The organism is Anoxybacillus ayderensis (assembly GCF_000833605.1).
Lineage (GTDB): Bacteria > Bacillota > Bacilli > Bacillales > Anoxybacillaceae > Anoxybacillus > Anoxybacillus ayderensis.
On sequence record NZ_JXTG01000012.1, the window covers coordinates 44304 to 68031 of the forward strand.

At 41.1% G+C, this 23728-nt stretch carries 21 protein-coding genes and 3 pseudogenes; 14 read left to right on the forward strand and 10 right to left on the reverse strand.

The features are described from left to right. Positions 1-55: 55 nt before the first annotated feature. The 3 genes from JV16_RS10580 (at position 56) to JV16_RS10590 (ending at position 2642) form a co-directional block, all read left to right on the forward strand. The gene (locus tag JV16_RS10580; RefSeq protein ID WP_042535759.1) at positions 56-1408 is read left to right on the forward strand and encodes a YjiH family protein; all 1353 of its coding nucleotides are present in this window, start codon (positions 56-58) and stop codon (positions 1406-1408) included. Between the two features lie 96 nt (positions 1409-1504). Beyond that, complete coding sequence (locus JV16_RS10585; RefSeq protein WP_021094156.1) at positions 1505-2101, forward strand: nucleotidyl cyclase domain-containing protein; 597 nt, start codon at positions 1505-1507, stop codon at positions 2099-2101. Between the two features lie 145 nt (positions 2102-2246). Continuing rightward, positions 2247-2642: a hypothetical protein gene (locus tag JV16_RS10590; RefSeq protein ID WP_084220348.1), complete on the forward strand. Its 396-nt coding sequence runs from the start codon at positions 2247-2249 to the stop codon at positions 2640-2642. A gap of 44 nt (positions 2643-2686) precedes the next feature. On the opposite strand, the pseudogene JV16_RS10595 reads toward JV16_RS10590, so the two are convergent. The 3 genes and pseudogenes from JV16_RS10595 to JV16_RS10605 form a co-directional block, all read right to left on the reverse strand. Further along, positions 2687-3238, reverse strand: a pseudogene (locus JV16_RS10595) (pyridoxal-phosphate dependent enzyme); the annotation flags it as partial. 16 nt (positions 3239-3254) lie between these two features. Then, positions 3255-3877 (reverse strand): annotated as a pseudogene (locus JV16_RS10600) (IS607 family transposase). 168 nt (positions 3878-4045) lie between these two features. Next, the gene (locus JV16_RS10605) at positions 4046-4972 is read right to left on the reverse strand and encodes an alpha/beta hydrolase (RefSeq protein ID WP_021094160.1); all 927 of its coding nucleotides are present in this window, start codon (positions 4970-4972) and stop codon (positions 4046-4048) included. Between the two features lie 122 nt (positions 4973-5094). On the opposite strand from JV16_RS10605, the gene trhA reads away from it, so the two are divergent. The 5 genes from trhA to JV16_RS10630 all read left to right on the forward strand — a co-directional run bounded on the left by trhA (position 5095) and on the right by JV16_RS10630 (position 8949). Beyond that, entirely contained in the window at positions 5095-5733 is a 639-nt protein-coding gene (gene trhA, locus JV16_RS10610) for a PAQR family membrane homeostasis protein TrhA (protein WP_021094161.1), read from the forward strand. A gap of 289 nt (positions 5734-6022) precedes the next feature. Then, positions 6023-6943 carry a DUF3794 domain-containing protein gene (locus tag JV16_RS15290; protein ID WP_021094162.1) on the forward strand — a complete coding sequence of 307 codons (921 nt, stop codon included), beginning with the start codon at positions 6023-6025 and terminating at the stop codon, positions 6941-6943. Positions 6944-6966: 23 nt separating this feature from the next. After that, positions 6967-7500, forward strand: a complete 534-nt coding sequence (locus tag JV16_RS10620) for a DUF3794 domain-containing protein (RefSeq protein ID WP_021094163.1) — start codon at positions 6967-6969, stop codon at positions 7498-7500. A 146-nt stretch (positions 7501-7646) separates the two neighbouring features. Continuing rightward, complete coding sequence (locus tag JV16_RS10625; protein WP_021094164.1) at positions 7647-8108, forward strand: DUF3794 domain-containing protein; 462 nt, start codon at positions 7647-7649, stop codon at positions 8106-8108. A gap of 328 nt (positions 8109-8436) precedes the next feature. After that, positions 8437-8949: a hypothetical protein gene (locus JV16_RS10630; protein ID WP_042535761.1), complete on the forward strand. Its 513-nt coding sequence runs from the start codon at positions 8437-8439 to the stop codon at positions 8947-8949. A gap of 9 nt (positions 8950-8958) precedes the next feature. Here JV16_RS10630 and JV16_RS10635 read toward each other — a convergent pair whose 3' ends face one another. Genes JV16_RS10635 through JV16_RS10645 form a run of 3 tightly spaced genes read right to left on the reverse strand, consistent with a single transcriptional unit; the run spans position 8959 to position 12531 of the window. After that, the gene (locus JV16_RS10635; RefSeq protein ID WP_042535763.1) at positions 8959-10641 is read right to left on the reverse strand and encodes an acyl-CoA dehydrogenase family protein; all 1683 of its coding nucleotides are present in this window, start codon (positions 10639-10641) and stop codon (positions 8959-8961) included. Continuing rightward, positions 10619-12148, reverse strand: coding sequence for a class I adenylate-forming enzyme family protein (locus tag JV16_RS10640; RefSeq protein WP_042535765.1), 1530 nt, complete (start codon positions 12146-12148; stop codon positions 10619-10621). The genes JV16_RS10635 and JV16_RS10640 overlap by 23 nt, the downstream gene beginning before the upstream one ends. Beyond that, a complete protein-coding gene (locus JV16_RS10645; protein ID WP_021096060.1) occupies positions 12145-12531 on the reverse strand; it encodes a MerR family transcriptional regulator in 387 nt (128 codons plus the stop codon). Before JV16_RS10645 ends, JV16_RS10640 begins: the two co-directional genes overlap by 4 nt. 140 nt (positions 12532-12671) lie before the next feature. Between JV16_RS10645 and JV16_RS10650 the strand changes: the two genes are divergently transcribed. Further along, positions 12672-13223, forward strand: coding sequence for a Uma2 family endonuclease (locus JV16_RS10650; RefSeq protein WP_042535767.1), 552 nt, complete (start codon positions 12672-12674; stop codon positions 13221-13223). Positions 13224-13269: 46 nt separating this feature from the next. Here the strand turns inward: JV16_RS10650 and JV16_RS10655 are convergent, their stop codons facing one another. Both JV16_RS10655 and JV16_RS10660 read right to left on the reverse strand, forming a co-directional pair. Continuing rightward, a complete protein-coding gene (locus JV16_RS10655) occupies positions 13270-15246 on the reverse strand; it encodes an acetoacetate--CoA ligase (protein ID WP_042535768.1) in 1977 nt (658 codons plus the stop codon). Between the two features lie 115 nt (positions 15247-15361). Beyond that, positions 15362-17284: a FapA family protein gene (locus tag JV16_RS10660; protein WP_042535770.1), complete on the reverse strand. Its 1923-nt coding sequence runs from the start codon at positions 17282-17284 to the stop codon at positions 15362-15364. Positions 17285-17401: 117 nt separating this feature from the next. Between JV16_RS10660 and JV16_RS10665 the strand changes: the two genes are divergently transcribed. After that, positions 17402-17872, forward strand: a complete 471-nt coding sequence (locus tag JV16_RS10665) for a PCYCGC motif-containing (lipo)protein (RefSeq protein WP_021096088.1) — start codon at positions 17402-17404, stop codon at positions 17870-17872. 24 nt (positions 17873-17896) lie between these two features. Here JV16_RS10665 and JV16_RS10670 read toward each other — a convergent pair whose 3' ends face one another. After that, positions 17897-19126 (reverse strand): ABC transporter permease, encoded by a 1230-nt coding sequence (locus tag JV16_RS10670; RefSeq protein WP_042535772.1) that lies wholly within the window; start codon positions 19124-19126, stop codon positions 17897-17899. Next, entirely contained in the window at positions 19116-20018 is a 903-nt protein-coding gene (locus JV16_RS10675; protein ID WP_021096086.1) for an ABC transporter ATP-binding protein, read from the reverse strand. Before JV16_RS10675 ends, JV16_RS10670 begins: the two co-directional genes overlap by 11 nt. 153 nt (positions 20019-20171) lie before the next feature. Between JV16_RS10675 and JV16_RS10680 the strand changes: the two genes are divergently transcribed. The 4 genes and pseudogenes from JV16_RS10680 to JV16_RS15985 all read left to right on the forward strand — a co-directional run. After that, complete coding sequence (locus tag JV16_RS10680) at positions 20172-20639, forward strand: hypothetical protein (RefSeq protein WP_042535774.1); 468 nt, start codon at positions 20172-20174, stop codon at positions 20637-20639. A gap of 307 nt (positions 20640-20946) precedes the next feature. Further along, a complete protein-coding gene (gene proB, locus JV16_RS10685; RefSeq protein ID WP_042535776.1) occupies positions 20947-22065 on the forward strand; it encodes a glutamate 5-kinase in 1119 nt (372 codons plus the stop codon). 21 nt (positions 22066-22086) lie between these two features. Next, on the forward strand, positions 22087-23328 hold the full coding sequence (locus JV16_RS10690; RefSeq protein WP_021096023.1) for a glutamate-5-semialdehyde dehydrogenase: 1242 nt from the start codon (positions 22087-22089) through the stop codon (positions 23326-23328). A 229-nt stretch (positions 23329-23557) separates the two neighbouring features. Next, positions 23558-23728, forward strand: a pseudogene (locus JV16_RS15985) (ISL3 family transposase); the annotation flags it as partial.

Genomic DNA, 23728 nt, shown 5'->3' on the forward strand with positions numbered 1-23728 from the left:
GTAGTAATGTTATGTATCCGCTCTCAAAATATGTAGTGGAAAGGTGGTTTTTTAAATGAATCATACTCAGTCACACAAGCTTACTGACATACTAAAATTTCTCGTTCCATCACTTATCGGTGTATTCCTTTTTATGATTCCTGTCCCTTATAAAAATGAAATGACTATTCCTGTAGCCATTTTAGCAAAGTGGGTCGAAGGGAATTTTGTTTCTGTCATCCCAGCCATTTCTGTTTTAGTTATGTTTATCGCAATGATTGGCACAATTATCGCCAAAGTAGCACAACCTTCTTTTATAATGAATAGCTCGTTTCTTCGTCGATTATTCGATGTGAATGGCTTGTTTGTCGTTGCCCGTATCGTTGGTACAATTTTAGGGGCGATGACATTATGGAAGATTGGCCCGGAATGGGTATGGTCAGAAAACACAGGTGCTTTGTTGTTATATAGTTTAATTCCAATTTTGTTTTCTGTCTTTTTATTTGCAGGATTATTTTTGCCGTTACTTTTAGATTTCGGCTTACTCGAATTGTGTGGTGCACTTTTAACAAAAATTATGCGTCCGGTATTTAAATTACCTGGTCGTTCATCTATCGACTGTATCGCTTCTTGGTTAGGGGATGGAACAATTGGCGTGTTGTTAACGAATAAGCAATATGAAGACGGCTTTTATACGAAGCGAGAAGCAGCGGTGATCGGAACAACCTTCTCTGTCGTTTCGATTACATTTAGCATTGTCGTCATTACGTATATGAAGCTTGAACATATGTTTGGAGCGTACTATTTTACTATCGTCGTTGCCGGTCTCGTAGCAGCGATTATTATGCCGCGTATCCCGCCATTATCTAAAAAACCAGATACGTATTATCATGAACATCACGTACCAGTGGATGAAACAGTACCAGCTGGGTACACACCTTTTCAGTGGGGACTCAAACAAGCAACAGACGCTGCTAAACGCAATAGCGATATGGGGAAACTATTAAAAAACGGCATACAAACAGTCATTGATATGTGGTTAGGTGTATTACCTGTCGTCATGGCAATTGGAACGGTTGCATTAATTATTGCCGAAACAACGCCGGTGTTTGAATGGCTCGGTAAACCGTTTGTACCACTTTTGACACTCCTACAAGTACCAGAAGCATCAGCTGCTGCACAAACGATGGTTGTTGGCTTTGCAGACATGTTTTTACCTGCCATTATCGGTAGCGGCATTGAAAGTGAATTTACTCGCTTCGTCATTGCTTGCGTTTCCGTAACACAGCTTATTTATATGTCTGAAGTAGGTGGATTGCTGCTCGCATCTAAACTACCAATTACGTTTAAAGATTTAGTTGTTATTTTCTTGCTTCGCACACTCATTACATTACCAATTATCGTTTTTATAGCGCATTTCATCTTTTAACGTAAAAGGGCGATCGTCTCGCCCTTTTTTATTTTTCCTCCATTTGTCCAACCTAACAGCACGATTGTTTCATAATATGGAGAGAGGTGACGATGTATGTTTAAGAAACATATAGGAAAAACAATCGGTTTATTCATTAGTCAACTTGTATTATTTTCGGAAGCGATCGCTATGAGCGATACGATTGATGTAACACAATTACACGGAACGGAATTATATGTTGTCGTTGGTTTTTATGTGTTCCAAACCATTGTAGGTATTTATTTTGGTAATCGTTATGATCGAAAAACGTGCGTCAAAGATTTAATATATCAGTTAAAAAGCAAAGACTTTGCTACAAGTACATTTGAAAAAATCGCAGCGCTCGTTGATCGTGATCCGGATAGTCGTCTAACCATTTATTTACTCCGCACGAAACAAAATAGCCAACCACAACAAAAAGCAGCATTTGAACAACTTTTAGTCGAAGAAACACGAAAAAGCGACATCATCGCTAAATGGTCAAATGATGAATACTTGATTATTGCTGTCGAAAATGCTGTAAAACCGTCTACAATGATTGAACGAATCAGACGAAATAGCCCCGTATCTTTTCTTGTCGGTTATGCGACATATCCAGTCGAAGGAGAGCAATTGCAACAGCTTTTACAAGTTGCAAAAGAGCGCATGTATGCTACACGTACGACAAAATAAGCGATTCAACACATATATAAAAAATAGTTTGTCCATTTCGACAAATTATGATAAGATGACGGCGAAGGCATTTCACCAAATTCCTCTTCATACTCCTCACTAGAAATGCCGTATACCTCTAGGATGAAAGGTAGGTGAATCAGGCGTGCAAGAACAACTTCTCCTTCAACTTGTTAACCTCGTTCAAAACTTAGCAGAAGACATGCAATGGATGAAACAAGAGATTCAGACAATGAAACAAGAGATTCAGACAATGAAACAAGAGATTGGTGAATTAAAAGCAATCGTTCATAGACATGAAGAAGATATTCGTTGGTTGAAAGAGCAAATGAAGGAAAATACAGCAATGATTAAAGCCATTCGAGACAACCAGCTAGAGCAACGTAGCATTCAAGATGCAATGCGGCATGAAATTGCTCACATCCGAGGAGAAATGGCCACAAAACAGGATATCGCTTACATTCACGAACGACTCGACTATCAGCTTGGTCGTATTGCACGAACAGAAGAAGAATTGCACATGTTAAAAAAGGCAAATTAACAAAAAAACGTCGTTCCTATCACGCGGAACGACGTTTTTTTTGGCTAACTTCTCAACATATGAAACACTTGCTCGACATCTTTATCACCACGCCCCGACAAGTTGACGATAATCATTTGATCAGAATTGAGCGTCGGGGCCAATTTCATTGCATATGCAACGGCATGAGCACTCTCTAAAGCCGGTATAATTCCTTCTGTTTTTGAAAGCGTTTGAAATGCTTCTAACACTTCCTCGTTCGTGACCGTATAATATTCTGCTCGACCTGATGTTTTTAAAAAACTATGTTCTGGCCCAATTCCCGGATAATCAAGTCCCGCGGCAATAGAATATGTTGGTTGTGGATTTCCTTCTTCATCAAGCAAAACGAGACACTTAAAACCATGAATGACCGCGGGAACACCTTTTGTGAGCGTAGCGACCCGCTCCGGTTCGACACCGATTAAGCGCACACTCGGTTCATCGATATAATGAGCAAAAGCACCAATCGCATTACTGCCACCACCTACACAAGCGATCACAGCATCAGGCAAACGTCCTTCTTTCTCGATAATTTGCCGCTTACTTTCTTCACTAATAATAGATTGGAAATGCTTGTTGTTCGGCTCTAACCTAACTTTGATCGACCGAATCATCCTCAAGCCACTCCTTTATCATCTTCTTGGCTCGATTGGCTCTTTTCCCTTGAAGTTTGCAGCTAAAAACGGTGAGAAGCTGGACTAAATCTTCGACAAGTTCTTGTTCTTCTGTTTTTTCTGTATGGTCAATGATTTCAATGTCTACCCCATAACGTTTACAAATTTGTTCAATCAGTTCAAATCCGAAGCGAACCAACCGGTCTTTGTACAAAACGACAACCTTTTCTACTTCACCATTACAAATCATGTCGATTAATCGACTTAATCCTTTTTTCGTGTAATTGATTCCACTTCCAATATCCTCGATGATTTCAAACGAATAGCCTTTCGCAATCATATATGTGCGTACCGCTTCGACTTGATGTTCTAAATCATCTTTTTGTTTTCTGCTTGATACTCGACAATAGCCAATAACTTTTTTAGGGACAATCGCTTTTTTGACCCCAAGCACTTGATGAAGCTGTTGCTCGGAATAATACCTAAATCCTGATGGCGCAACATAAGCAGGCTTTAAAACATCTTTTTATCCCAATTTCTTAACGTTTGTTGGCTTTTTCCGATAAACTCGGCAAATTCGCCAATACTGTAATACTTCATCGCAATCACCTCTCTATACATAAATAACACCATGAAAATTATTGTTTATGTATAGAGTTTTATAAAAAATTATAGAAATTGTTTTACTGTTCCTGTTCCCCTCTCTATTTTCAAATTTACTACAAGCATACCTATCTTTTTATCAGAAGTCAATGAATATTCAGAATTTTATTTTTTCAATTTTTCTAAAAATGCTAACATACGCTGAATATACTCCTCTTTATACATCGCAAAACTTTTCACATGTTTCGCTTTGTCGGTGAGCCAAAGTTCAAATACGTCTGGATGTTTGTTATACATTTTTACACTTTCTTCATATGGGATGGACGGGTCAGCTTTGCTATGAATGAATAAAATGGGACGCGGCGTAATCGTATCAACTGCTTTGATCGGAACAGATTCCGCTGGATCTAAATCAGTAATCATCGGAATAAGGGTAATAATTAAGTACGTAAACGGAACATTCGGTAAGTTCGTCCATACAGGCATATATGTCCGCAAATACCCTTCTAAATCGCTAAACGCACTGTCAGCAATAACCGCTTTAACATCTTCATCCATACTTGCTGCTAAAATCGACGTTGCCGCTCCCATCGACACCCCGTAAAGAGCGATCGGTTCGGAATAGTGTTGTTTCGCGTAATCGATGACACCGAGCAAATCGTATTTTTCTTTCGCACCAATCGTTGTCATCTCCCCTTCCGATTCACCGCTGGCACGAAAATCAAACATGATGACGCGATACCCTTCGTCTGTTAGCGCTTTGGCAATTGGTAAAAACGGCACGTTTGGTTCGTAGCGGTTGCCGCCATAACCGTGTGAAAAAATAACGGTCATTTTCGCTTGTTTCGTCGGTTCGATGACCCAACCTTTCAGCTTCAATCCCCCATCTTTGCTTGTAAATGTCACATTTTGATAAACCATTCCGTAATCTTGTGGTGTTTCAACGACCGCTTTTCGCTCTTTATGCGTCAAATTCCAGCCGACGTAAATCGAAATGGCAACACATGCGATCACCGCAAGGAACAATACTCCGATGAGTGATGGTACGAGCCATTTTTTTGTCTTTCGTTGCCTTTCCAACTGTATTTGCATCGTTCTCACCCCTTTCTTTTCCCATTATATCGCGAACAAAAACAATAATGAATAAAAATGTACGATATGTATGTATATGTGGTAGAATAAACAAAATGTCTTTCACGAAAGGAATGAAACCATTGGCTTTTACACATACATTTACGAAAGAAGAAGAAATCGTTCATGCGATTACACATGGAATTGGTGCGGTGTTTAGCATCGCAGCGCTTATTATTTTGACGGTCATGGCTGCGATGCACGGAAACGCTTGGCACATTGTTAGTTTTACATTGTTTGGGAGCACCATGTTGATTTTGTATTTATCATCGACAATCGTACACGCCTTGCCAGAAGGACGATGGAAACGGGTATTCGAAATTTTCGACCACTCGTCCATTTACTTTTTTATCGCAGGCACGTATACACCGTTTTTATTTTTAGCAGTGAAGGGGGCAATCGGTTGGACGTTGTTTGGCATCGTCTGGGGGCTGGCCCTCATCGGAACAGTATTTAAATGCTTTTTCGTCAATCGCTTTTTATACACATCGACAATGATTTATGTTGTGATGGGCTGGTTAATTGTATTTGCATGGAAACCGCTCGTTTCTGCTTTATCACAAGAAGGAGTCGTGTATTTAGTGAGCGGTGGCATTTTATACACGGTCGGTGCGATTTTTTACGTATGGAGAGGGTTTAAATTTCACCATGCGGTTTGGCATATGTTTGTGTTAGGTGGGTCTGTCGCGCACTTTTTCGCAGTGTTTGTATTGCTCAATTGAATGTTCAGTAATGAAAGAAGGATGAAGGAAATTTGTCCTTCTATTTTTATTTACCTGTTACTCCTGCCCGTCTGTAACAATAACAGCTATGAACAGAAAACATGTTAATTAAATACCTCCCATAGGATATCCCCCATCTCTGTTAGATTATCGTCAATGTATGCTTTAATGTGTTTTCGAGGATATCAAACCATTTTTACAAATTTAAACAAACACACAATCAACCTGTTCTTCACTTCAATATACATAGTATTGTGCTAAGTCATAAAACAAAGGAGCGATCAATAACATGGATAATGGTTTCTTAAGGGATTTTGTACAAATAATAGGAATTGCATCTCCCTCTACATTTCCTGTGATAGGAAATTTAAATCCACATACTCAGTTTGTTGTTCAAGAACAATTAACAATTCCAGATGCGAAACCAGATGTTGAACAAGTGAATACATTATTAACCGAGGCGGTAGTTACGGAGACGAAAAATATTTTCACACCTGTAGGAGTAAAAGTAGTTATTGATGGTGTATTGCGACAAAAAGTCATTTATACAGCTGATGTCCCAGAACAATCGGTTCATTCTGCGCATTTTGAACATCCTTTTTGTGCATTCATTAACATCCCGTTAGACGTTCCACAAGGTCTTACTGTACAACAATATTTGTCATCCCTCGGTCTCTCTTTAAATGATATTTTAGACGGTCCTGTACAAGTTTTAATTGAAGATGTGGAAATACAAATGTTGGATCCCAGAACAATTAGTAAATGTGTCGTCTTGTTTGCCTACACAACAATAAAACCACTTCTTTCTTCATGTGACTGTTCGTTTGTTGACACGTTAACAGCTAATGGTGTGGGGATTACATTAAACGGTGCAGGGGTCACAGCGGACGTTTCTTTAAATATTAGTTTGTGTGACGAATGCAACCCGACAAACAACGGAATTTCCTTAAACGTCACTGTTCCGCTTCTAGGCACAATCAGTTTAAATGTAAATAGCTCTCAAATTACTCAAATATTATGTGAAAACAATGTTCTTACCGTATCCGGTACCGGCAGCGTACTCGGTTTATTATCAGGTCTATTAAACTTTACATTAACAATTAACGCTGCTCTAGGAACTGTTACACTCCAACTTCGCGATCCAATTACAAATCTTGTCGTACTCTCTATCCCGTTAACAGGTTTAACATTAACAATTGGACAATGCTAAATAAAAGAAAGGATGAATGTTTTATGAATGATGGTGTACTAAACAACTTTGTTCAAATTATTGGTATTACACCTCCATCAGAATTTCCTTTTGTCGGTTCACTAAATCCGAACAATCAAATTGCAGTTCAAGAAAAATTAACTATTCCTTCCGTAAAACCAGATGTAGAACAAATTAATACGTTGTTAATTGAAGCGGTCATTACGGGTACACGTAATATTTTCACCCCCATCGGTGTAAAAGTTGTTGTCGAAGGCGTATTACGTCAAAAAATTATTTATACAGCTAACGTCCCACAACAATCCGTTCATTCCGCTCACTTTGAACAACCGTTTTGTTCTTTTATCAACATTCCGCTTAATATTCCATCTGGGGTTACAGTTAACCAACTTCTCGCTTCTGTTGGCTTGTCTATTAACAATATTCTTGCTGGGCCTGTGCAAGTTTTTATTGAAGACGTTGAAATAAACTTAACTGATCCTCGCACAGTCCATAAGTGTGTCATTTTGTTCTTGTATACGTCGCTTAATCCATTATTACAGCCTATATTACGTTAAGACAAAAGGATGGCCCGAATACTTGGGCATCCTTTCTACATAAGGGTTACATTTGTTTATAAATGTCTTTACTTTATTTTTATCAAAGGACATGCGCAAATTAATACCCTTGCACATACGAAAAAATAACGGGAGGAGGAAAGTATATGAAATTTGATCATGAGCGCCTAACTATGTATGTCGGAATCGCAGGAAGGGATGAATTTCCATCTTGTCCACTTGCATATAAACAATTTACTGTAACTGAAAAGCTAATAGTCCCAAAAATAAAGCCAGATATCGAAAAGGTTATAAAAGTCATGGCTGCCGTTCATATTCATGACGCAAAAATCATCTCATCTCCATACGATAGTAAAATTCTGGTAAATGGCCATATCAAACAAATAATTATGTATACAGCAAAAAAACTCGATCAACCTGTGCATACATTTCACTCATCTGCTTCATTTTGTGAAATGATCATATTGCCTTCAGATATATGCTTATCGCATATAAAAGTCGAAAGTTTTCTTGAAGATATGCATATTTTCCACGAAACAGCTCGAAAAGTGCATATTTGTAAAGTTGTATGTCTAGTTGTTACAGAAGAAGAAAAATGCTGCTCCTAATTAACTTCTATCACTTACCATATTTTAGTTTTTTTGTATAAATAACAAGAGAGGGAGGTGAAAAAATGGGGAAAAAGCATATTCATATATATGTTGGTAGCCAATATTGTTCACAACAACATTTTCCTTATCACAATCACTGCCTAAACCATTGTTACCGTTACAGAAGTAACTGTCATTGTCATTTCCATTATATACCCCACAAAAAACATTGTAAAAAACGTCATAATACATGCTATAAAAATCATCAATATAAAAATAAAGGCTATCCATGCACTTACTGTGTCGAAGATGATGACGAATAAAAGACTACAGGAGGATGAAAATAATGAAAAAGATAGGAATTACACCTGATCACTTATATCCAATCGGTTGCACACCATTTTTCCATTATGAAACTGATTCTATCGTTCTTCATCCTCCTCAATCCCCTCATTTGCATACAATTGAAGTGCTTGTTTCTATATCCATGGATCGAAAAAAGACATTGCAAACCCCCTCAGGAAAAAAATTAATTTTTTTAGGGAAAAAACATATTCGTATCAACTATGAAACAACCAATCATACGATCTCAGTAGTCGAATGTTCAACTCCACTTAGTATTACAGTTTTTCAATGCGAACACATCCATGATATTTTTGTTGCCATTGAGGATATAGATGTAATTAAACGTCACAAACGCCTATTATTTGTATACACCTTTTTATGTGTTATTCCAATTAACTTAAGAGGCAACTGTATTTGCTCAAATCCACCAAAACCACAAATAACTTCTATACCAAATACAAAAAATAACCTGTATTTGTCCCCTAACATTCAACGCATATCGAAAAATCAATAAGCCTGCTGATTACCGGTTTATTGATTTTTCGTCTTCCCTCGTTTCATTCATCACTAAATCAAAATGACGAACCGATAACATCTCGTCATCGAATAAATCGCATCCCCAAATATGCTGTAAAAAGAGGCGAGCGATGATTTGTTTGCGTTCGCTTTCTTCCGCTTCTTTTAACGCAACGACACTTACATACAAGTCGCAAAGGCGGTTGGCGATTTTTTTGGCGTGATACGTTTGCACGTCTTCATGTTGTCCGTGCAGTTTTTGAAGCGACTGCACCAATTCATGCAGCCCGCTTTCGACCGGTTTAGCAAATACACGTATTTCGCTAGGAAGTGCAGCTAGTTGTTCGCTTATTGTTTGAATAAATGTTTCATGAATGCAATATTTGCGGATAAGACGCAACACTTCGAGTCCTAAAATGTTTGCTGTTCCTTCCCACACTGTCAACACTTGTGCATCGCGAAGCAAACGCGGCGTGACAAAATCTTCGATATAGCCGTTGCCACCGTGCATTTCAATTGCTTCATGGGCAAATGTAATGGCTTCTTCGGCTGTACGCATTTTTAAAAGCGCAATTAATAAGCGATTCCATGCTTTTTCTTGCTCAGACGCGCGATCTGGCGCGCGCATGACACGGTCAAAAAAGGAGATTAGCTCAAAACAAGCGCTCGTTTGCACTTCTTGACGCGCCGTTAAGTTCGCTAGCGTTTCTTTCACCATCGGATACGATGTAAGTGTATGCCCAAATGCTTGTCGATTTTCCGCATATTGCTTCGCTTCTTCTAGCGCTCGCTTCATGATGCCAATCGAGGCGACGGCATTGCAGACACGCGATAAGTTGAGCGCTTCCATCATATAATAAAACCCTTTTTTCGCATCACCAATTAAATAAGCTTTTGCCCCTTCAAATACGACTTCCGCTGACGGCACAGCGCGAACGCCGAGTTTATCTTTGAGGCGGCGAATGTGAATGCCGTTTAATGTGCCGTCATCATTACGCCACGGCACTAAAAATAAACTAAGCCCTTTCGTCCCCGGCTCGCTTCCGTCGATACGGGCAAGCACTAAGGCAACACCACACATGCCAGCGTTGCTCGCAAAATATTTTTCTCCATAAATTTCATAATGATTGCCGCATAAAACGGCGCGCACTTCATTGGCGCCAACGTCAGAACCGCCTTGCCGTTCCGTTAAAAACGTCGCCCCTTCATACAACTCGACTTCTCCTGTCGAAATGACGTGCGGCAAATATTTTGCTTTGATTCGTTCGTCCGCAAAATGCTCTAACACGTACGCCGTTGCCATCGTAAGTGTCACCGGGCAATAAAACCCCGGCTCGACTTGTGATAACAAATAGCCTTGGGCATACGAGTAAATGTAATTACCAACACGGCCAAGCGCAGGAATCGGTTTATGAACATAGCCGACAATGCCTGTTTCATACGTTTCTTTCACCGTTTGCTTATATCCTTCGTTCACCCATATTTCAGAAATATCGTTACCAAAACGGTCATATTTGATGAGCCGCGGCTGGCCTTCACGGTCGGTATGTACCGCGCGGCGGTCGATATCGGTCATGCAACGTTGCCAAAACTTCTCTAACTCTTCTTCCGCATACGCAAAAAATTCTTCGTCTAAATATTTTTTTAAATTAGCAAGTAAGTTCGGATCAACTTCTTGTAGCCGTTTCATGATCCATCCCCCTTAACACTTGTTTTAATATTTTCCCTGTCGCATTGCGCGGCAGTTCATGAATGGCTTCGTAAAGTTTTGGAATTTTATAGTCTGCGAGTTTATCCGAAAGAAAACGTTTACATTCTTCCTCAAGCTGCTCGATTGGCTCTTTTGTTACAACAAACGCTTTCACCGTTTCGCCCCATTCACGATGCGGCACACCAACAACAGCCACATCGACAATCGCCGGATGCAGCTTTAGTGCATCTTCCACTTCTTTCGGGTAAATGTTCACCCCGCCGGAAATAATCATATCTTTTTTTCGATCGACGATCCAAATGTACCCATCTTCGTCACAGCGCGCTAAATCGCCTGTGTATAGCCAGCCGTTTTTCACCGTTTCCGCTGTTTTTTCTTCATCTTTGTAATAGCCTTTCATAATACCTTCTCCAGCTAAGACGACTTCACCAACCTCGCCAGGCGGAACTTCTTTGCCGTGTTCATCGACAATTTTCACTTCACAATGAAGAGCAGCATCTTTGCCCACGCTCCCTGCTTTTGTCGCGTGTTCTTCTGGCGATAAATACGTCCCGTTCGGACCGGCTTCCGTTAGTCCGTATAAACACATGAGTCGATCGGTGCGAAACTGTTTGGCGACAAATTGCACTTCCTTTGCCGATAGCGGTGCGCCGCCATACGTCCAATATTGGACGGACGATAAATCGTATTCGTGAAGACGCGGATGCTGTGCCGTGAGTAAATAAGCAACTGGTGCTCCGAAAAAGTGGGTAATTTCGTGTTTCGTGATCAGTTGTAGCAATGCTTCTGGGGAAAACGTTGCTGATAACACATGGGTGGCCCCGACGTACATGCCGCCGACAAAAAATAAATGAAGCGGTGCGGAATGGCTAAGCGGCATCATATGCAATAGGCGGCTATGTTTATCCATTTTCGTTTCGAGCGCCATCATCGTTGCGACGGCTAAAATATTGCGGCACGTGAACAAGACACCTTTCGGTCGACCTGTCGTTCCTGACGTGTATAAAATCGTCGCTTCGTCATCTTCGTTCAGCGAGCAAACGATCGGGAACGTATAGCCGTTTGCAATGAGCTGGGTCAGCGAACGCCAACCGTCTGTTGCCTCTCCTGTTTTCACCCAAATGACGTCAACTGTATGAACAAGCGAGGCAAGTTCTTCATAAATCCAATCGTGCGCGATGACAGCTTTTGCTTCGCTATGTTCGATAATGTATTGCACTTCTTGGGCAGTTAGCCGCGCATTAACGGGCACGATGATTGCGCCAAGGCGTAAGACAGCAAAATACGCATATAAAAACTCTTTCGTGTTCGGCATATACAATACGACTTTATCGCCTTGTGTGATGCCAAGCGAAGCGAGCGAAGAGGCGAGCCGATTAACTGTATCGTCTACTTCTTGATAAGAAAGCGATACGTCGCCATCAATTAGTGCTGTTTTATTCGGAAACTTTCGCGCATTGCGCGCTAACAACTCAGAAATGTTCATTCGATTCCCTCCAGTTTTTGTAATCGTTCACGAAAATCCGCCAAAATCGACTCCATTTCTTGTTTTAACTGCATTAAATCCTCAATCCGTTCCGTCACCTCCTTTAACTTTTGCTCGCCATATGCGATTGTTTTTTCCAGCTGTTTTCGACCGGTGCGATCGTTATCAAACAGGCTAATCATTTCATGAATTTCATCTAATGAAAAGCCGAACCGTTTCCCTCGTAAAATAAGCTTTAAAACGGCTCGGTCCTTTTTCGTATACAGCCGCTGGCCCGACTCAGTACGAATTGGTGAAATGAGCCCGCGCTCTTCATAATAGCGGATCGTTCGTGTGCTAACATCAAACTGCTCGGCAAGTTGGGAGATCGTATAATAATTCATCCTCTTCACCTTTATTTTTAAATTTTCTGAATTTTATTTTAGTTTACGTTTACGTAAAAGTCAATGAAAAATGTTTATTCATATCAAAAGTACATTTGCTATAATGGTAACAACCATATTCAGAAAGGTAGGAGGACGATATGGTCTTTCCGCAAGAGCGAAAACCGTTTACGTACGCAGAGTATGTACAGCTTAGCGATGGTGATCGTTATGAAATGATCGATGGAAAGCTTTACAACATGGCACCAGCTCCTACTCCGAAACACCAACAAGTGGTCACGCTACTTAGCGCGGAGTTTGTCACGCATTTACGTGGGAAAACAGGCCGTATATTCGTTTCTCCGATCGATGTTTGTTTTTCTAATGACGAATGGGTTCAACCTGACATTGTTATCGTCTGCGATTCGAACAAAATTAGCGATGAACGCATTATTGGGCCACCTGATATCATTGTCGAAGTGCTATCGCCGTCTACCGCAAAAAAAGATCGGTTAATTAAATATAGACGGTACGAACAGGCAGGGGTGCACGAATATTGGATTGTTGACCCCGTTCATGAGTATGTGGAAGTACATGTGCTAAAAGACGGAGCATACCAGCTTTACGGTACGTATTTTAAAGGAGACGCGATTCCTGTTCAGCTATTTGGGCATTTTTCGATTCACGCAGACAATATTTTTCTCCCACAATGAAAAAAGAAGCATGTCTAAGGCTGTTGCCAAACGGCAACAGCCTTGCTTATACGTTCGAATGTTCCCATTGTTTTGCAAGTTCAATAAAGAAAGAAAGCGATTCGGGGTTTGCCATTGAGCCGACGTTCACCGCTTTTTCGAGCGGGAAGCCTAACAACAGTTTGCGAATAGGGATTTCCATTTTCTTTCCGTTTAACGTTTTTGGGATTTGGTCGACTTGGTAAATCTCATCTGGAATAAAGCGCGGTGATACGTGCGCTTTAATAGCTTCTTTCACTCGTTGTTTTAACGCATCGTCTAGCTCTACCCCTGGCTGAAGGACGACAAACAATGGCATAAACGATTTCCGCCCCATCACTTCTAAGTCAATGACTAAGCTGTCGAGAATGCCTTCAACCGTTTCAACAGCGCGATAAATTTCGCTCGTGCCCATCCTCACGCCCGCACGGTTAATCGTCGAATCGGAACGGCCGTAAATGATACAGCTCCCTTCGTCGTCAATTTTAATCCAATCTCCATGTTTCCATACGCCTGGATACGTATCAAAATAGCTTTCGAGATAGCGGTGGTCGTTTTCGTCGTTCCAGAAAAAGAGCGGCATTGAAGGCATCGGTTCCGTGATGACTAGTTCCCCGACTTCGTTGATCAGCGAATGCCCATGTTCATCAAACGCTTGCACATTCGCCCCAAGCGAACGGCATTGCAGCATGCCGGCACGAACCGGCAGCACCGGCGACCCACCGACAAATGCGGTGCATACATCCGTTCCCCCGCTGCATGAAACGAGCCAAACATCTTTCACATGTTCATACACCCAAAGAAACCCTTCGGTCGTCAGCGGCGATCCGGTCGACAGAACCGCTTGCAAATGAGAGAAATCGTAGGTATCTTTCGGCCTCATGCCTTGTTTCATGCAGACGTTAATAAACGCTGCGCTTGTGCCAAAATGGGTGATTTTTGCTTTTTCGGCAAGTTCCCATAACACGTTCGCATCTGGAAACGTCGGACTTCCGTCGTAAAGTACGACTGTTGCCCCGACTAACAGCCCGCCAACTAAAAAGTTCCACATCATCCAACCAGTCGTCGTAAACCAGAAAAACGTGCTATCGTGTGCAATGTTGTATTCAATCGATAAAATTTTCAAATGTTCTAATAAAATGCCGCCATGTCCTTGTACAATCGGCTTTGGCAACCCGGTTGTCCCGGAAGAATATAAAATCCAAAGCGGATGAGCAAACGGCACTTGTTCATATATAAGCTCGCCCTCTTCTTTCAACACGTCCGTCCATAACAAAACAGACTCGTCCCACGGACTGACATCGTTGCGTAAATACGGAACGACAATCGTCTTTTTTAACGATGGCAGTTTTTCTTGTAATTGTTTAACAATAGGTACTTTGTCGAACGTTTTTCCGTTATATTGGCAACCGTCCACCGCAAACAAAACCGTCGGCTCAATTTGTTGGAAGCGGTCGATGACGCCGTTGGCACCAAAATCCGGGGAACAACTTGACCATATCGCGCCAATGCTCGCGCACGCCAAAAACGCAACGACTGTTTCGGGAATGTTCGGCATATAAGCAACGACGCGATCGCCTTGTTTCACGCCAAGTTTTTTCAATGCCGAAGCGACCGTCGCTGTTTGTTGTTTTAACTCTTCCCATGTCACTTCACGTAGTGAAACACGCTCAGAACGAAACAAAAGCGCTGGCTTCTCCTTCATGTTGCGGAAAATATGTTCCGCATAGTTTAACCGTGCACCTGGAAACCAGTTTGCTCTCGGCATTTTTCGCTCCTCAAGGACGCACGTATAAGGCTTCGACGATTGAATCTCCCCATATTCCCACACTGTTTCCCAAAATTGCTCAAGTTTCTCGACCGACCATTTCCACAGCTCCGCGTGCGACTCAAACGTCAGCCCTTTATTCGTTTCTAGCCAATTCATATACTTTTTTACGCTTGATTGTTCGATTTGTTCTTTCGTCGGTGTCCATAAAATATCCCCATTCGTAACCGCTTTCATTTTCCAACCTCCCCTTTTTAAAAAGAAAGAAAATTAAGAACATTTTTATTATACTATATGCATAAATGAAAAAATATATAAAAAGACGCATGGTCTTTGTTGCCAATACGCCTTCTTATCCAAACACAATTTCTTGACGTTCATCGTCCCATTTCATTTCAACATATTTTTTTTCTTCATAAAATGTATACGTCCTTTTACCAAATTGCACAACAGTTCCTTCCCACGCGTGTTCAATATAAATGATCTCCCCTTTTGGCACAGCCAATACGGTTTTAATGCCGAGTGAAGATCCGACTTCTTTCACTTTCATTCCTTTTTGGGCATACGCTTCTCCACCGCGCAATACCCCATGAACCGTCAATGTCCCACCGGCATAAATATTGCAATTGTAACATCCTTTTCCTGTCACAATTACATCACCACTTCCATGAATGACGCTATTTAAAGCATACGAAAGCTCAATTGCATCATTCTCTTCACGATCATATTGTCCGATAAACGTATTGAGTTCACGAAGTAAATTGGCCATCCCTTCTAAACAATGAAAATGATTCGGACGATCCGCAAGCAAACAGCCGTCCAACTGCGAACCGATATCAAACCATTGTTCGCCGATTTGGTCTCGTTTTTGCTCACACATTGTTTTATACTGCCTCATTGCCTCCATCATTGTTTGAAATTTACTTTCGATCAACTTTTTCGTAATTGGATAAATATCTTGTTCGCGAATTTTAGACATGACCATAAGTTGTTGGATCGTAACAATCATTCGCTCAAGTGAGTGGCGAATTTGTTGTAATAAACCAATAAGCTGCGTAACAAGCATTTTATTTTCCCCTGATGTCACTGTACCACCAATGACGTTTTGTTGAATAAAAATCGATTGTTGCGCACGAATTTTTGCTCGATTGACATTTTGTAAAATCATAATGCTACCAAGTGCCTCAACAACCATTTCTTCTTGAACGTTTCCTGTAATTTCGACATCACCTTTAAAATGAATGTTTCCTACTGATAAATCCACATCTCCTTGATGAACGAGCTTTGGAATGATGGAAACGACAACTGTTTTTCCTTTTTTCGCTATTTGTGGTCGTCCCCCCTGTATAGCTAAAATGCGATTTTCATCCATCGTTACCCCTTTACCAAGTTTGATTGTCACCGGATGCACTTCTTTCACAGGGATCACTTCGTTTGTCACCGTTAACCCTGGTTTCCCTTGTTGCGGGGGATGAACAACAGCAATTAAATCTCCTTCACCGACAGTCGCAATCGTTTCTATTTCCCTATAATCAACGGTCCCGTCTTCACGAACTTTTGGCTTTTTTCTCCCCTCCCCTACTTTTACTTCCACCCAACCGTCTTTTCCTTCGATTGGTTCAATTCCTTTTGCGATCACAGCCGTTATTTTTTTCTCTGCCTGCAACGCCTCTCGAATAGCTTCTTCATTCACTCCATACACGATTCCTAATTCTTGAAGTTTCGCCATCACTTGCTCATATGACACATCATAGATAAGTTCTGTCTCCATTTTCGCTTGTATATGTAATTTGCTAGCTGGTTGCTGATCTTCAAGTACATAGCGGCGTCGTACACCTGGTGCAAACGTCAGCGTTGCCTCTAGCTTCTTAGCATCTATGTCAATTTTCCAAACAGATTGGGCGATGCTTTCTTCTTTCGGATAAATGCGAACGTCGTCTCCTTCTTGTAGCGTTATACTTCCTTCGATCGCTTTTCCGTTATGTAAACAGATGACTCCTTCACCAACGACAATCGTTGGACCTTCATGCACACATTCATAATGTAAAACACCGTCTTTCACCCACGCTTTACCTTCTATTTTTTGGATAACTGATTCGGTTTGTTGTTTTTTTGTTAGTCGGACAATAGCAGGTTGCGAAACGATACCGAACAACTTTTTACGCTCTTGTTGAACGATTTCAATGACTACATCTTCGCGTGTCACTTGAAGCTGCTTTAGCCCTTCTTCAATCGCTTCTTCTACCGTTTGTCCTTTTACTTCGATGCCATCCATTTTTCCCCCGCCTTTTTCCTTATCATTTACTATTATTTTTATTATAATAGTAAAAAGATAAAAGAAATAGTGAAAAAAGTCGGACAAAACAATCATTGTTGAAAAGGATGGTTCCATATGAGAAAACAATTTATGTTTAGTTCCATACTTTCCGTCAGTTTATTGTTCAGTGGTTGTGCACAAAACGAAAATGATCACGCAACTGAACATCAGACAGGAGATATTCGAGAAGAGACTGCCTCGATTCACGAACTTCCATCGTTTTTAGCATCTTACAATGAGTCGATGATCCATTTATACGAACAAGTAGCAACACATCGAACATTGTTAGAAAACATTCCTTGTTATTGCGGTTGTGGTGAATCGGCAGGTCATGAAAACAATTATGATTGTTTCGTATATGAAAACAAAAGCAACGGTGCAATCGTCTGGGATGATCATGCGACAAAATGTGGCGTTTGTTTAGAAATCGCATCCATTTCAATCGAACAATATGAAAAAGGAATGTCTGTGAAAGACATTCGCCGCCTTATTGATGAAACATATAAAGAAGGCTATGCGAAACCAACGCCGACAAAGCCGATGTAAAAAACCGAGCAATCAGCTCGGTTTTCATCTTTTTGTTAATTGCCACGCTCGTTTCAAGTCTTTCCAGGAAGACGCTTGATTGTACATCAGCACACCACCACGATATATTTTTGATCCAAACACGAATAAAAAGGCAATCGTTCCAACGAGCAAAGCGAGACTAAGGACGATTTCCCAAATCGGAACATTTAACATCCCAATTCTTAAAAACATAATCATCGGAGTAAAAAACGGGACAAACGACATTACAGTAATAAATGGAGATTCCGGTACATTAAGCCCAACCATCGCCATAATAAACGCGGCAACAACGAGCATCGTCACAGGACCGGCCATTTGTTGCACTTCTTCTACTCGGCTAACAATCGAGCCAAGCACAGCAAATAACATTGCATATAACAAATAACCGAGCAAGAAAAAGATCATTCCGTATACAAGTAAAGAAAGCGGTAGTTTTTCCATTCCAAGTAACTGATTTAACATATCGCTATTTTGCAGCGATGTATAACCGACAGTGAAAATCACAACAAACTGCGTCAAACTCAACAAAGCAATCCCTAAAATTTTCCCGAATAATTGTTGAATTGGTGAAGTGCTTGAAATTAAAATTTCCATAATGCGTGATGACTTTTCTGTTGCTACTTCCATCATAATCATACTTCCGTACATTAACACGAACATATACATCGCAAACAGTAAAACATACACGATCGTTCTAGCTTGATCTAATTGTTCTTCTGTTTTTGCGTGTTTTTCAAGCGCTACTTTCTCTATCGCAATCGGTGCATATAATGCATTGATTTGGTCATATGTTAATCCGATTTGTTTCGCCATCATCGCAATTTTTACTTGTTGTAGTGCTTGCTCAATTTCATGAGTGACATCGCTATCTGCAATATTTTTCGCATAATATGCTACTTTCGGCTGTCCATTTTGTACATGAAGTACAATATACGCATACCACTTTTCTGTTTGAACATATTTTTTCGCTTGTTCTTCGTTTTCATCATGGCGAACAAGTTTTATTTCTTTATTTGACTGCATTTGTGCTTGCAGCGCTTCGTACCATCCGTTCGTTTGATCGATCACACCGATCGTTTTTTGACCATTATCGCTAAACGCTTCAATAATGCGATCTAATTGACCAATACCAAATATAATGAGAGTAGTAATCACCGTTGAAATGAAAAAAGACTTTGATTTTAATTTCGTCATATACGTATGAGCAAAAACAATCCAAAATTTATTGTTCATACGCTGCACCTACTTTCTCAATAAAAATGTCATTCAGCGATGGTTCTTCTAATGAAAACGTACGAATGAATCCTTTCGCATAAATGTGTTCAAGAATGTGCTGTGATACGTGTTCATCAGCTATTTGCAAACGAACTCCTTCAACTGTTTTCTCCATTTTCAATACGCCTGGAACTTCTGTTAACGTTTCAAACGGTAACTCTCCGTGAATGATCACATTTTTTTTGCCGAAAGATCTCTTTAACTCTTTCATTGATCCGTGCACAATCGGTTTTCCTTTATGCATAATACATATATGTTCACATAGTTGCTCGACATGTTCCATCCGATGGCTTGAAAAGACGATTGTTGTTCCTTGTTGCTGTAAGTCAATCACTGCCTCTTTTAACATTTCTACATTTACTGGATCTAGTCCGCTAAACGGTTCGTCTAAAATAAGTAATGACGGACGATGTAACACCGCAGCGATAAATTGAATCTTTTGTTGATTGCCTTTTGATAATTGTTCTACTTTTTGATTTTCATATTGTGGTATTTTAAAACGATCGAGCCAATAACGCATTTCTTTTACAATGTCTTCTTTATGTAACCCTCGCAATCTTCCTAAATAAATGAGCTGTTCTTTTACTTTCAACTTTGGATACAGCCCTCTTTCTTCTGGTAAATACCCAATGAGGTGACTATGCTTGTACGTGATGCGTTCACCGTTCCACGTAATCTCCCCTTTCGTCGGCTCAAGCAACCCTAAAATCATTCGGAATGTTGTCGTTTTTCCTGCTCCATTTGCTCCAAGAAACCCAAACATACGCTGTTCTGGAATCGATAATGTTACGTCATCTACTGCTACAAACGAACCAAACTGTTTTGTCACATGTTGTAAAACTAAACCCATGTTTCTCACTCCTCCCTTTATTCCATTATAACGTATAAATCTAGGTAAAAGTTTCATATATTTACTTTTTTATGTTCAAAAAATGACGAGAAACATGCTTCTTTCTTGTCCGTCATTCATTTATAATGAAAAGTAAAGGGGAGGTGAATCGAAGTGGAGAAAGAAATAATTGTAAAAGAAATTGTGAAAGCGCTCGAACTATTCTCAGACAAAATTCGTGATGAAATGCAGGAGATGGGCAGTCAGCTTCGGGCGGAAATGCAGGAAATGGGAAGCCAACTTCGGACCGAAATGCAAGAAATGGGCAACCAACTCCGAACGGAAATGCAAGAAATGGGCAACCAACTCCGAACGGAAATGCAAGAAATGGGCAACCAACTTCGGACCGAAATGCAGGAAATGGGAAGCCAGCTCCGGGCTGAAATTAGTGCGGTGGAAAGCAAATTAGAAGCAAAAATCGACGAACTAAAACAAGAGACGAACGAACAATTTAAACAACTCAACGAAAAAATCGATCACTTACGAGACGAGCTATCAGATACACAAGAAACCGTTGATCTGCTTTCTTCCAAAACACTCCAACATGAGCGAAAACTTCGTCTTTTATCCAAACAGTCGTAAAATCCGTTGACATCTTCGCTTTTTTGTTTCATAATTCTAAAAAATATAATAAGTGAAAACGGCACGGGACAAGTAAACCGATGGAATGTGCAAGAGAGTGGAACTCATAGGCTGGAAGGTTCCTCACAGGAAGTCGGTTGAACCTACCCTATATGGCCGCTTATGCAAACATAAGCCGTCTCCCCGCGTTACGGGGCAAGAGGTGGGCGCTTTGCGCCAAAAAAGGTGGTACCGCGGAAACAACGCTTTTCCGTCCTTTTCTATAAGGGCGAAGAAGCGTTTTTATTTTTTAGAAAGGAGTGAAACGGTGAAAAAAAAGCGAATTGTCGTCAAAATTGGGAGTAGTTCATTAACGGAAAAAAGCGGAACACTCTCGGAACAAAAACTACGCGAACATGTTGAAGCGCTTGCGTATATGAAACAACTCGGACATGACGTCATTCTCATTTCCTCTGGCGCAGTCGCTGCTGGGTTTGGGTTGCTTGGATATCGTTCGCGCCCAAAAACGATCGCTGGAAAACAAGCAGCAGCCGCAGTCGGTCAAGGAGTGCTTATGCAAAGCTACATTTCAGCCTTTCGTTCATTTGGTATCGTCACCGGGCAGCTATTGTTAACACGAGCAGATTTTTACGATCGCGAGCGATTTCGTAACTTATTTGCGACGATTTCCACATTGTTAGAACGAGGTGTGCTCCCGATTATTAACGAAAACGACTCTGTTTCCGTCGAAGAGTTGACATTTGGGGATAACGATTTATTGTCGGCGCTTGTCAGTGGATTTTTGCATGCAGATGCCCTCATCATTTTAACGGACATTAACGGGCTATACGATCAAAACCCGAAACGTGCTGAAGCGAAAAAATATCATTTTCTATCGGAAATTACTGACGAACTTATTACCCAAGCAGGTGGAAGCGGATCAACGGTTGGAACAGGGGGGATGAAATCAAAGCTGTTGGCAGCACAAAAGGCGCTTTCCTTCGGTGTTAGCGTTTTTATCGGCACAGGCGCTGGCAAAGAAAAATTGCAACATATTCTAGAAGGAAAAGGCGACGGGACGTATATCGGATCCCCTTTTCAAGAACATATGCAAATGCGTAAACAATGGATCGCGTACCATTCCGAAGTCACAGGAGCGATTGAAATTGATGAAGGGGCAGAAACAGCCATTTTGCATAAAGGAAAAAGTTTATTGCCTGCCGGTGTAACGAACGTAGTCGGCTCATTTCAAGCACTTGATGTCGTCAATGTCGTCAATCAAAAAGGCGATGTGATCGCTAGAGGGCAAGTATATTATGCGGCTAACGATTTAGCGAAGGTAAAAGGTCTTTCAAGCGAGGAAGCAAAACGATACTCTTTCCACCACCGCCCAGAAGTTATTCATCGCGACAACTTAGTATGTTTCAAAAAGACATCTGTCTGCTAAAAACGAAAGGAGCGAAAACGAATGAGTGAATTAATCGTGAAAGCGAAAAAGTTAAAGCAAGCGGCTAAGCAATTAGGAATATTATCAACAGAAGAAAAAAACAACGCGCTCGCGATGATTGCCGAAGCGTTAATTGCGCAAATGGCGTACATTTTACAAGAAAATGAAAAAGATATGACGATCGGAAAAGAAAACGGTCTCTCTCCTTCATTGCTTGATCGGCTGCAGCTCACGGAAGAACGCATTCAACAAATCGCTGATGGCGTCCGCCAAGTCATCGACCTGCCAGATCCGATCGGGGAAACGATAGAAGAGTGGACACGACCAAATGGGCTACTCTTAAAACAAATTCGTGTACCGCTCGGCGTTGTTGGGATGGTGTACGAAGCGCGGCCAAACGTCACCGTTGATGCGGCTAGCCTTTGTTTAAAAACAGGAAATGCTGTCTTGTTGCGCGGCAGTTCTTCTGCCATTCACTCCAATAAAGCGCTTGTTTCCGTTATGCAACAAGCATTAAAACAGTCGAAAATTCCGACAGACGCCATTCAATTGTTAGAAGATACGAGCCGTGAAACTGCTCAACAAATGTTTCGTCTAAAAGAATATGTAGACGTCCTCATTCCACGCGGCGGTGCAGGACTTATTCAGTCGGTCATCGAAAACGCAACGATTCCCGTATTAGAAACAGGAGTCGGCAATTGCCATATTTTTATCGACGACTCCGCGCAAAAAGAAATGGCGATCGATATCGTCATCAATGCGAAACTGCAACGTCCATCCGTCTGCAATGCGGTCGAAACGGTGATTGTTCATAAACAATGGCCGTATATAAAAGAGTTGCTTGAAACGTTGCATGAAAAAGGGGTCGAATTGCGTGCTGACAAACAACTTGCGGATACATATCCGTTCGTCCGTGAGGCAAAAGAAGAAGATTGGGCAACCGAATTTCTAGCACCCATTTTAGCGGTGAAGCTCGTTGAAACGGTGGACGAAGCGATGGAACATATTGAACGATACGGAACGAAACATTCTGAAGCGATTATTTCCGAATGCAACGAACATGTAGAGCAGTTTTTCACTCGCGTCGATGCTGCTGTGTTGTACCATAACGCTTCCACTCGCTTCACCGACGGCGAACAGTTCGGATACGGCGCTGAAATCGGCATTAGCACACAAAAACTGCACGCCCGTGGACCGATGGGCTTACGCGCCATCACGACAACGAAAACGCTCGTGTATGGAAACGGGCAAGTGCGAAAATAACAACCAGCCTCCGCGTGGGGCTGGTTAAAACATATTCAATAACTTTTTCCATTCTTCATAGTACACTTCTCTCGGAACCTTATACCACGTATGAATTTTATTGGCTCTTCACCACAAGTTGTACTTGATCATTTAAGATCGGTGTGCATATAGAAAATAGGGGTACAAAAAATGCGAATTTTCCTGTATGGTAAAGGTGACCAAACCAAACCATTGGAGGAAAATTCGCATGTACTCTCAGTTTATCAAAGAACTCATCGATTTACCAGATGTTTTGATTCAAAAGGTGCGAAAAGAAGGAGATCGTTGGATTTTCGAACTTTCTCTACCTGAACAATGCCCGTTATGTCCTGTCTGCTTGAAACGCACGATCAAAATGACAGGAAAAAAGAAGCAATGG

Coding starts and splice junctions, on each gene's coding strand:
- JV16_RS10625 (WP_021094164.1), top strand. CDS start 7,647: ATGAAATTTGATCATGAGCGCCTAACTATGTATGTCGGAATCGCAGGA.
- JV16_RS10580 (WP_042535759.1), top strand. CDS start 56: ATGAATCATACTCAGTCACACAAGCTTACTGACATACTAAAATTTCTC.
- JV16_RS10605 (WP_021094160.1), bottom strand. CDS start 4,972: ATGCAAATACAGTTGGAAAGGCAACGAAAGACAAAAAAATGGCTCGTA.
- JV16_RS10675 (WP_021096086.1), bottom strand. CDS start 20,018: ATGGGTTTAGTTTTACAACATGTGACAAAACAGTTTGGTTCGTTTGTA.
- JV16_RS10635 (WP_042535763.1), bottom strand. CDS start 10,641: ATGAAACGGCTACAAGAAGTTGATCCGAACTTACTTGCTAATTTAAAA.
- JV16_RS10660 (WP_042535770.1), bottom strand. CDS start 17,284: ATGGATGGCATCGAAGTAAAAGGACAAACGGTAGAAGAAGCGATTGAA.
- JV16_RS10670 (WP_042535772.1), bottom strand. CDS start 19,126: ATGAACAATAAATTTTGGATTGTTTTTGCTCATACGTATATGACGAAA.
- JV16_RS10650 (WP_042535767.1), top strand. CDS start 12,672: ATGGTCTTTCCGCAAGAGCGAAAACCGTTTACGTACGCAGAGTATGTA.
- JV16_RS15290 (WP_021094162.1), top strand. CDS start 6,023: ATGGATAATGGTTTCTTAAGGGATTTTGTACAAATAATAGGAATTGCA.
- JV16_RS10630 (WP_042535761.1), top strand. CDS start 8,437: ATGAAAAAGATAGGAATTACACCTGATCACTTATATCCAATCGGTTGC.
- JV16_RS10690 (WP_021096023.1), top strand. CDS start 22,087: ATGAGTGAATTAATCGTGAAAGCGAAAAAGTTAAAGCAAGCGGCTAAG.
- JV16_RS10640 (WP_042535765.1), bottom strand. CDS start 12,148: ATGAACATTTCTGAGTTGTTAGCGCGCAATGCGCGAAAGTTTCCGAAT.
- JV16_RS10665 (WP_021096088.1), top strand. CDS start 17,402: ATGAGAAAACAATTTATGTTTAGTTCCATACTTTCCGTCAGTTTATTG.
- JV16_RS10645 (WP_021096060.1), bottom strand. CDS start 12,531: ATGAATTATTATACGATCTCCCAACTTGCCGAGCAGTTTGATGTTAGC.
- JV16_RS10585 (WP_021094156.1), top strand. CDS start 1,505: ATGTTTAAGAAACATATAGGAAAAACAATCGGTTTATTCATTAGTCAA.
- JV16_RS10620 (WP_021094163.1), top strand. CDS start 6,967: ATGAATGATGGTGTACTAAACAACTTTGTTCAAATTATTGGTATTACA.
- JV16_RS10655 (WP_042535768.1), bottom strand. CDS start 15,246: ATGAAAGCGGTTACGAATGGGGATATTTTATGGACACCGACGAAAGAA.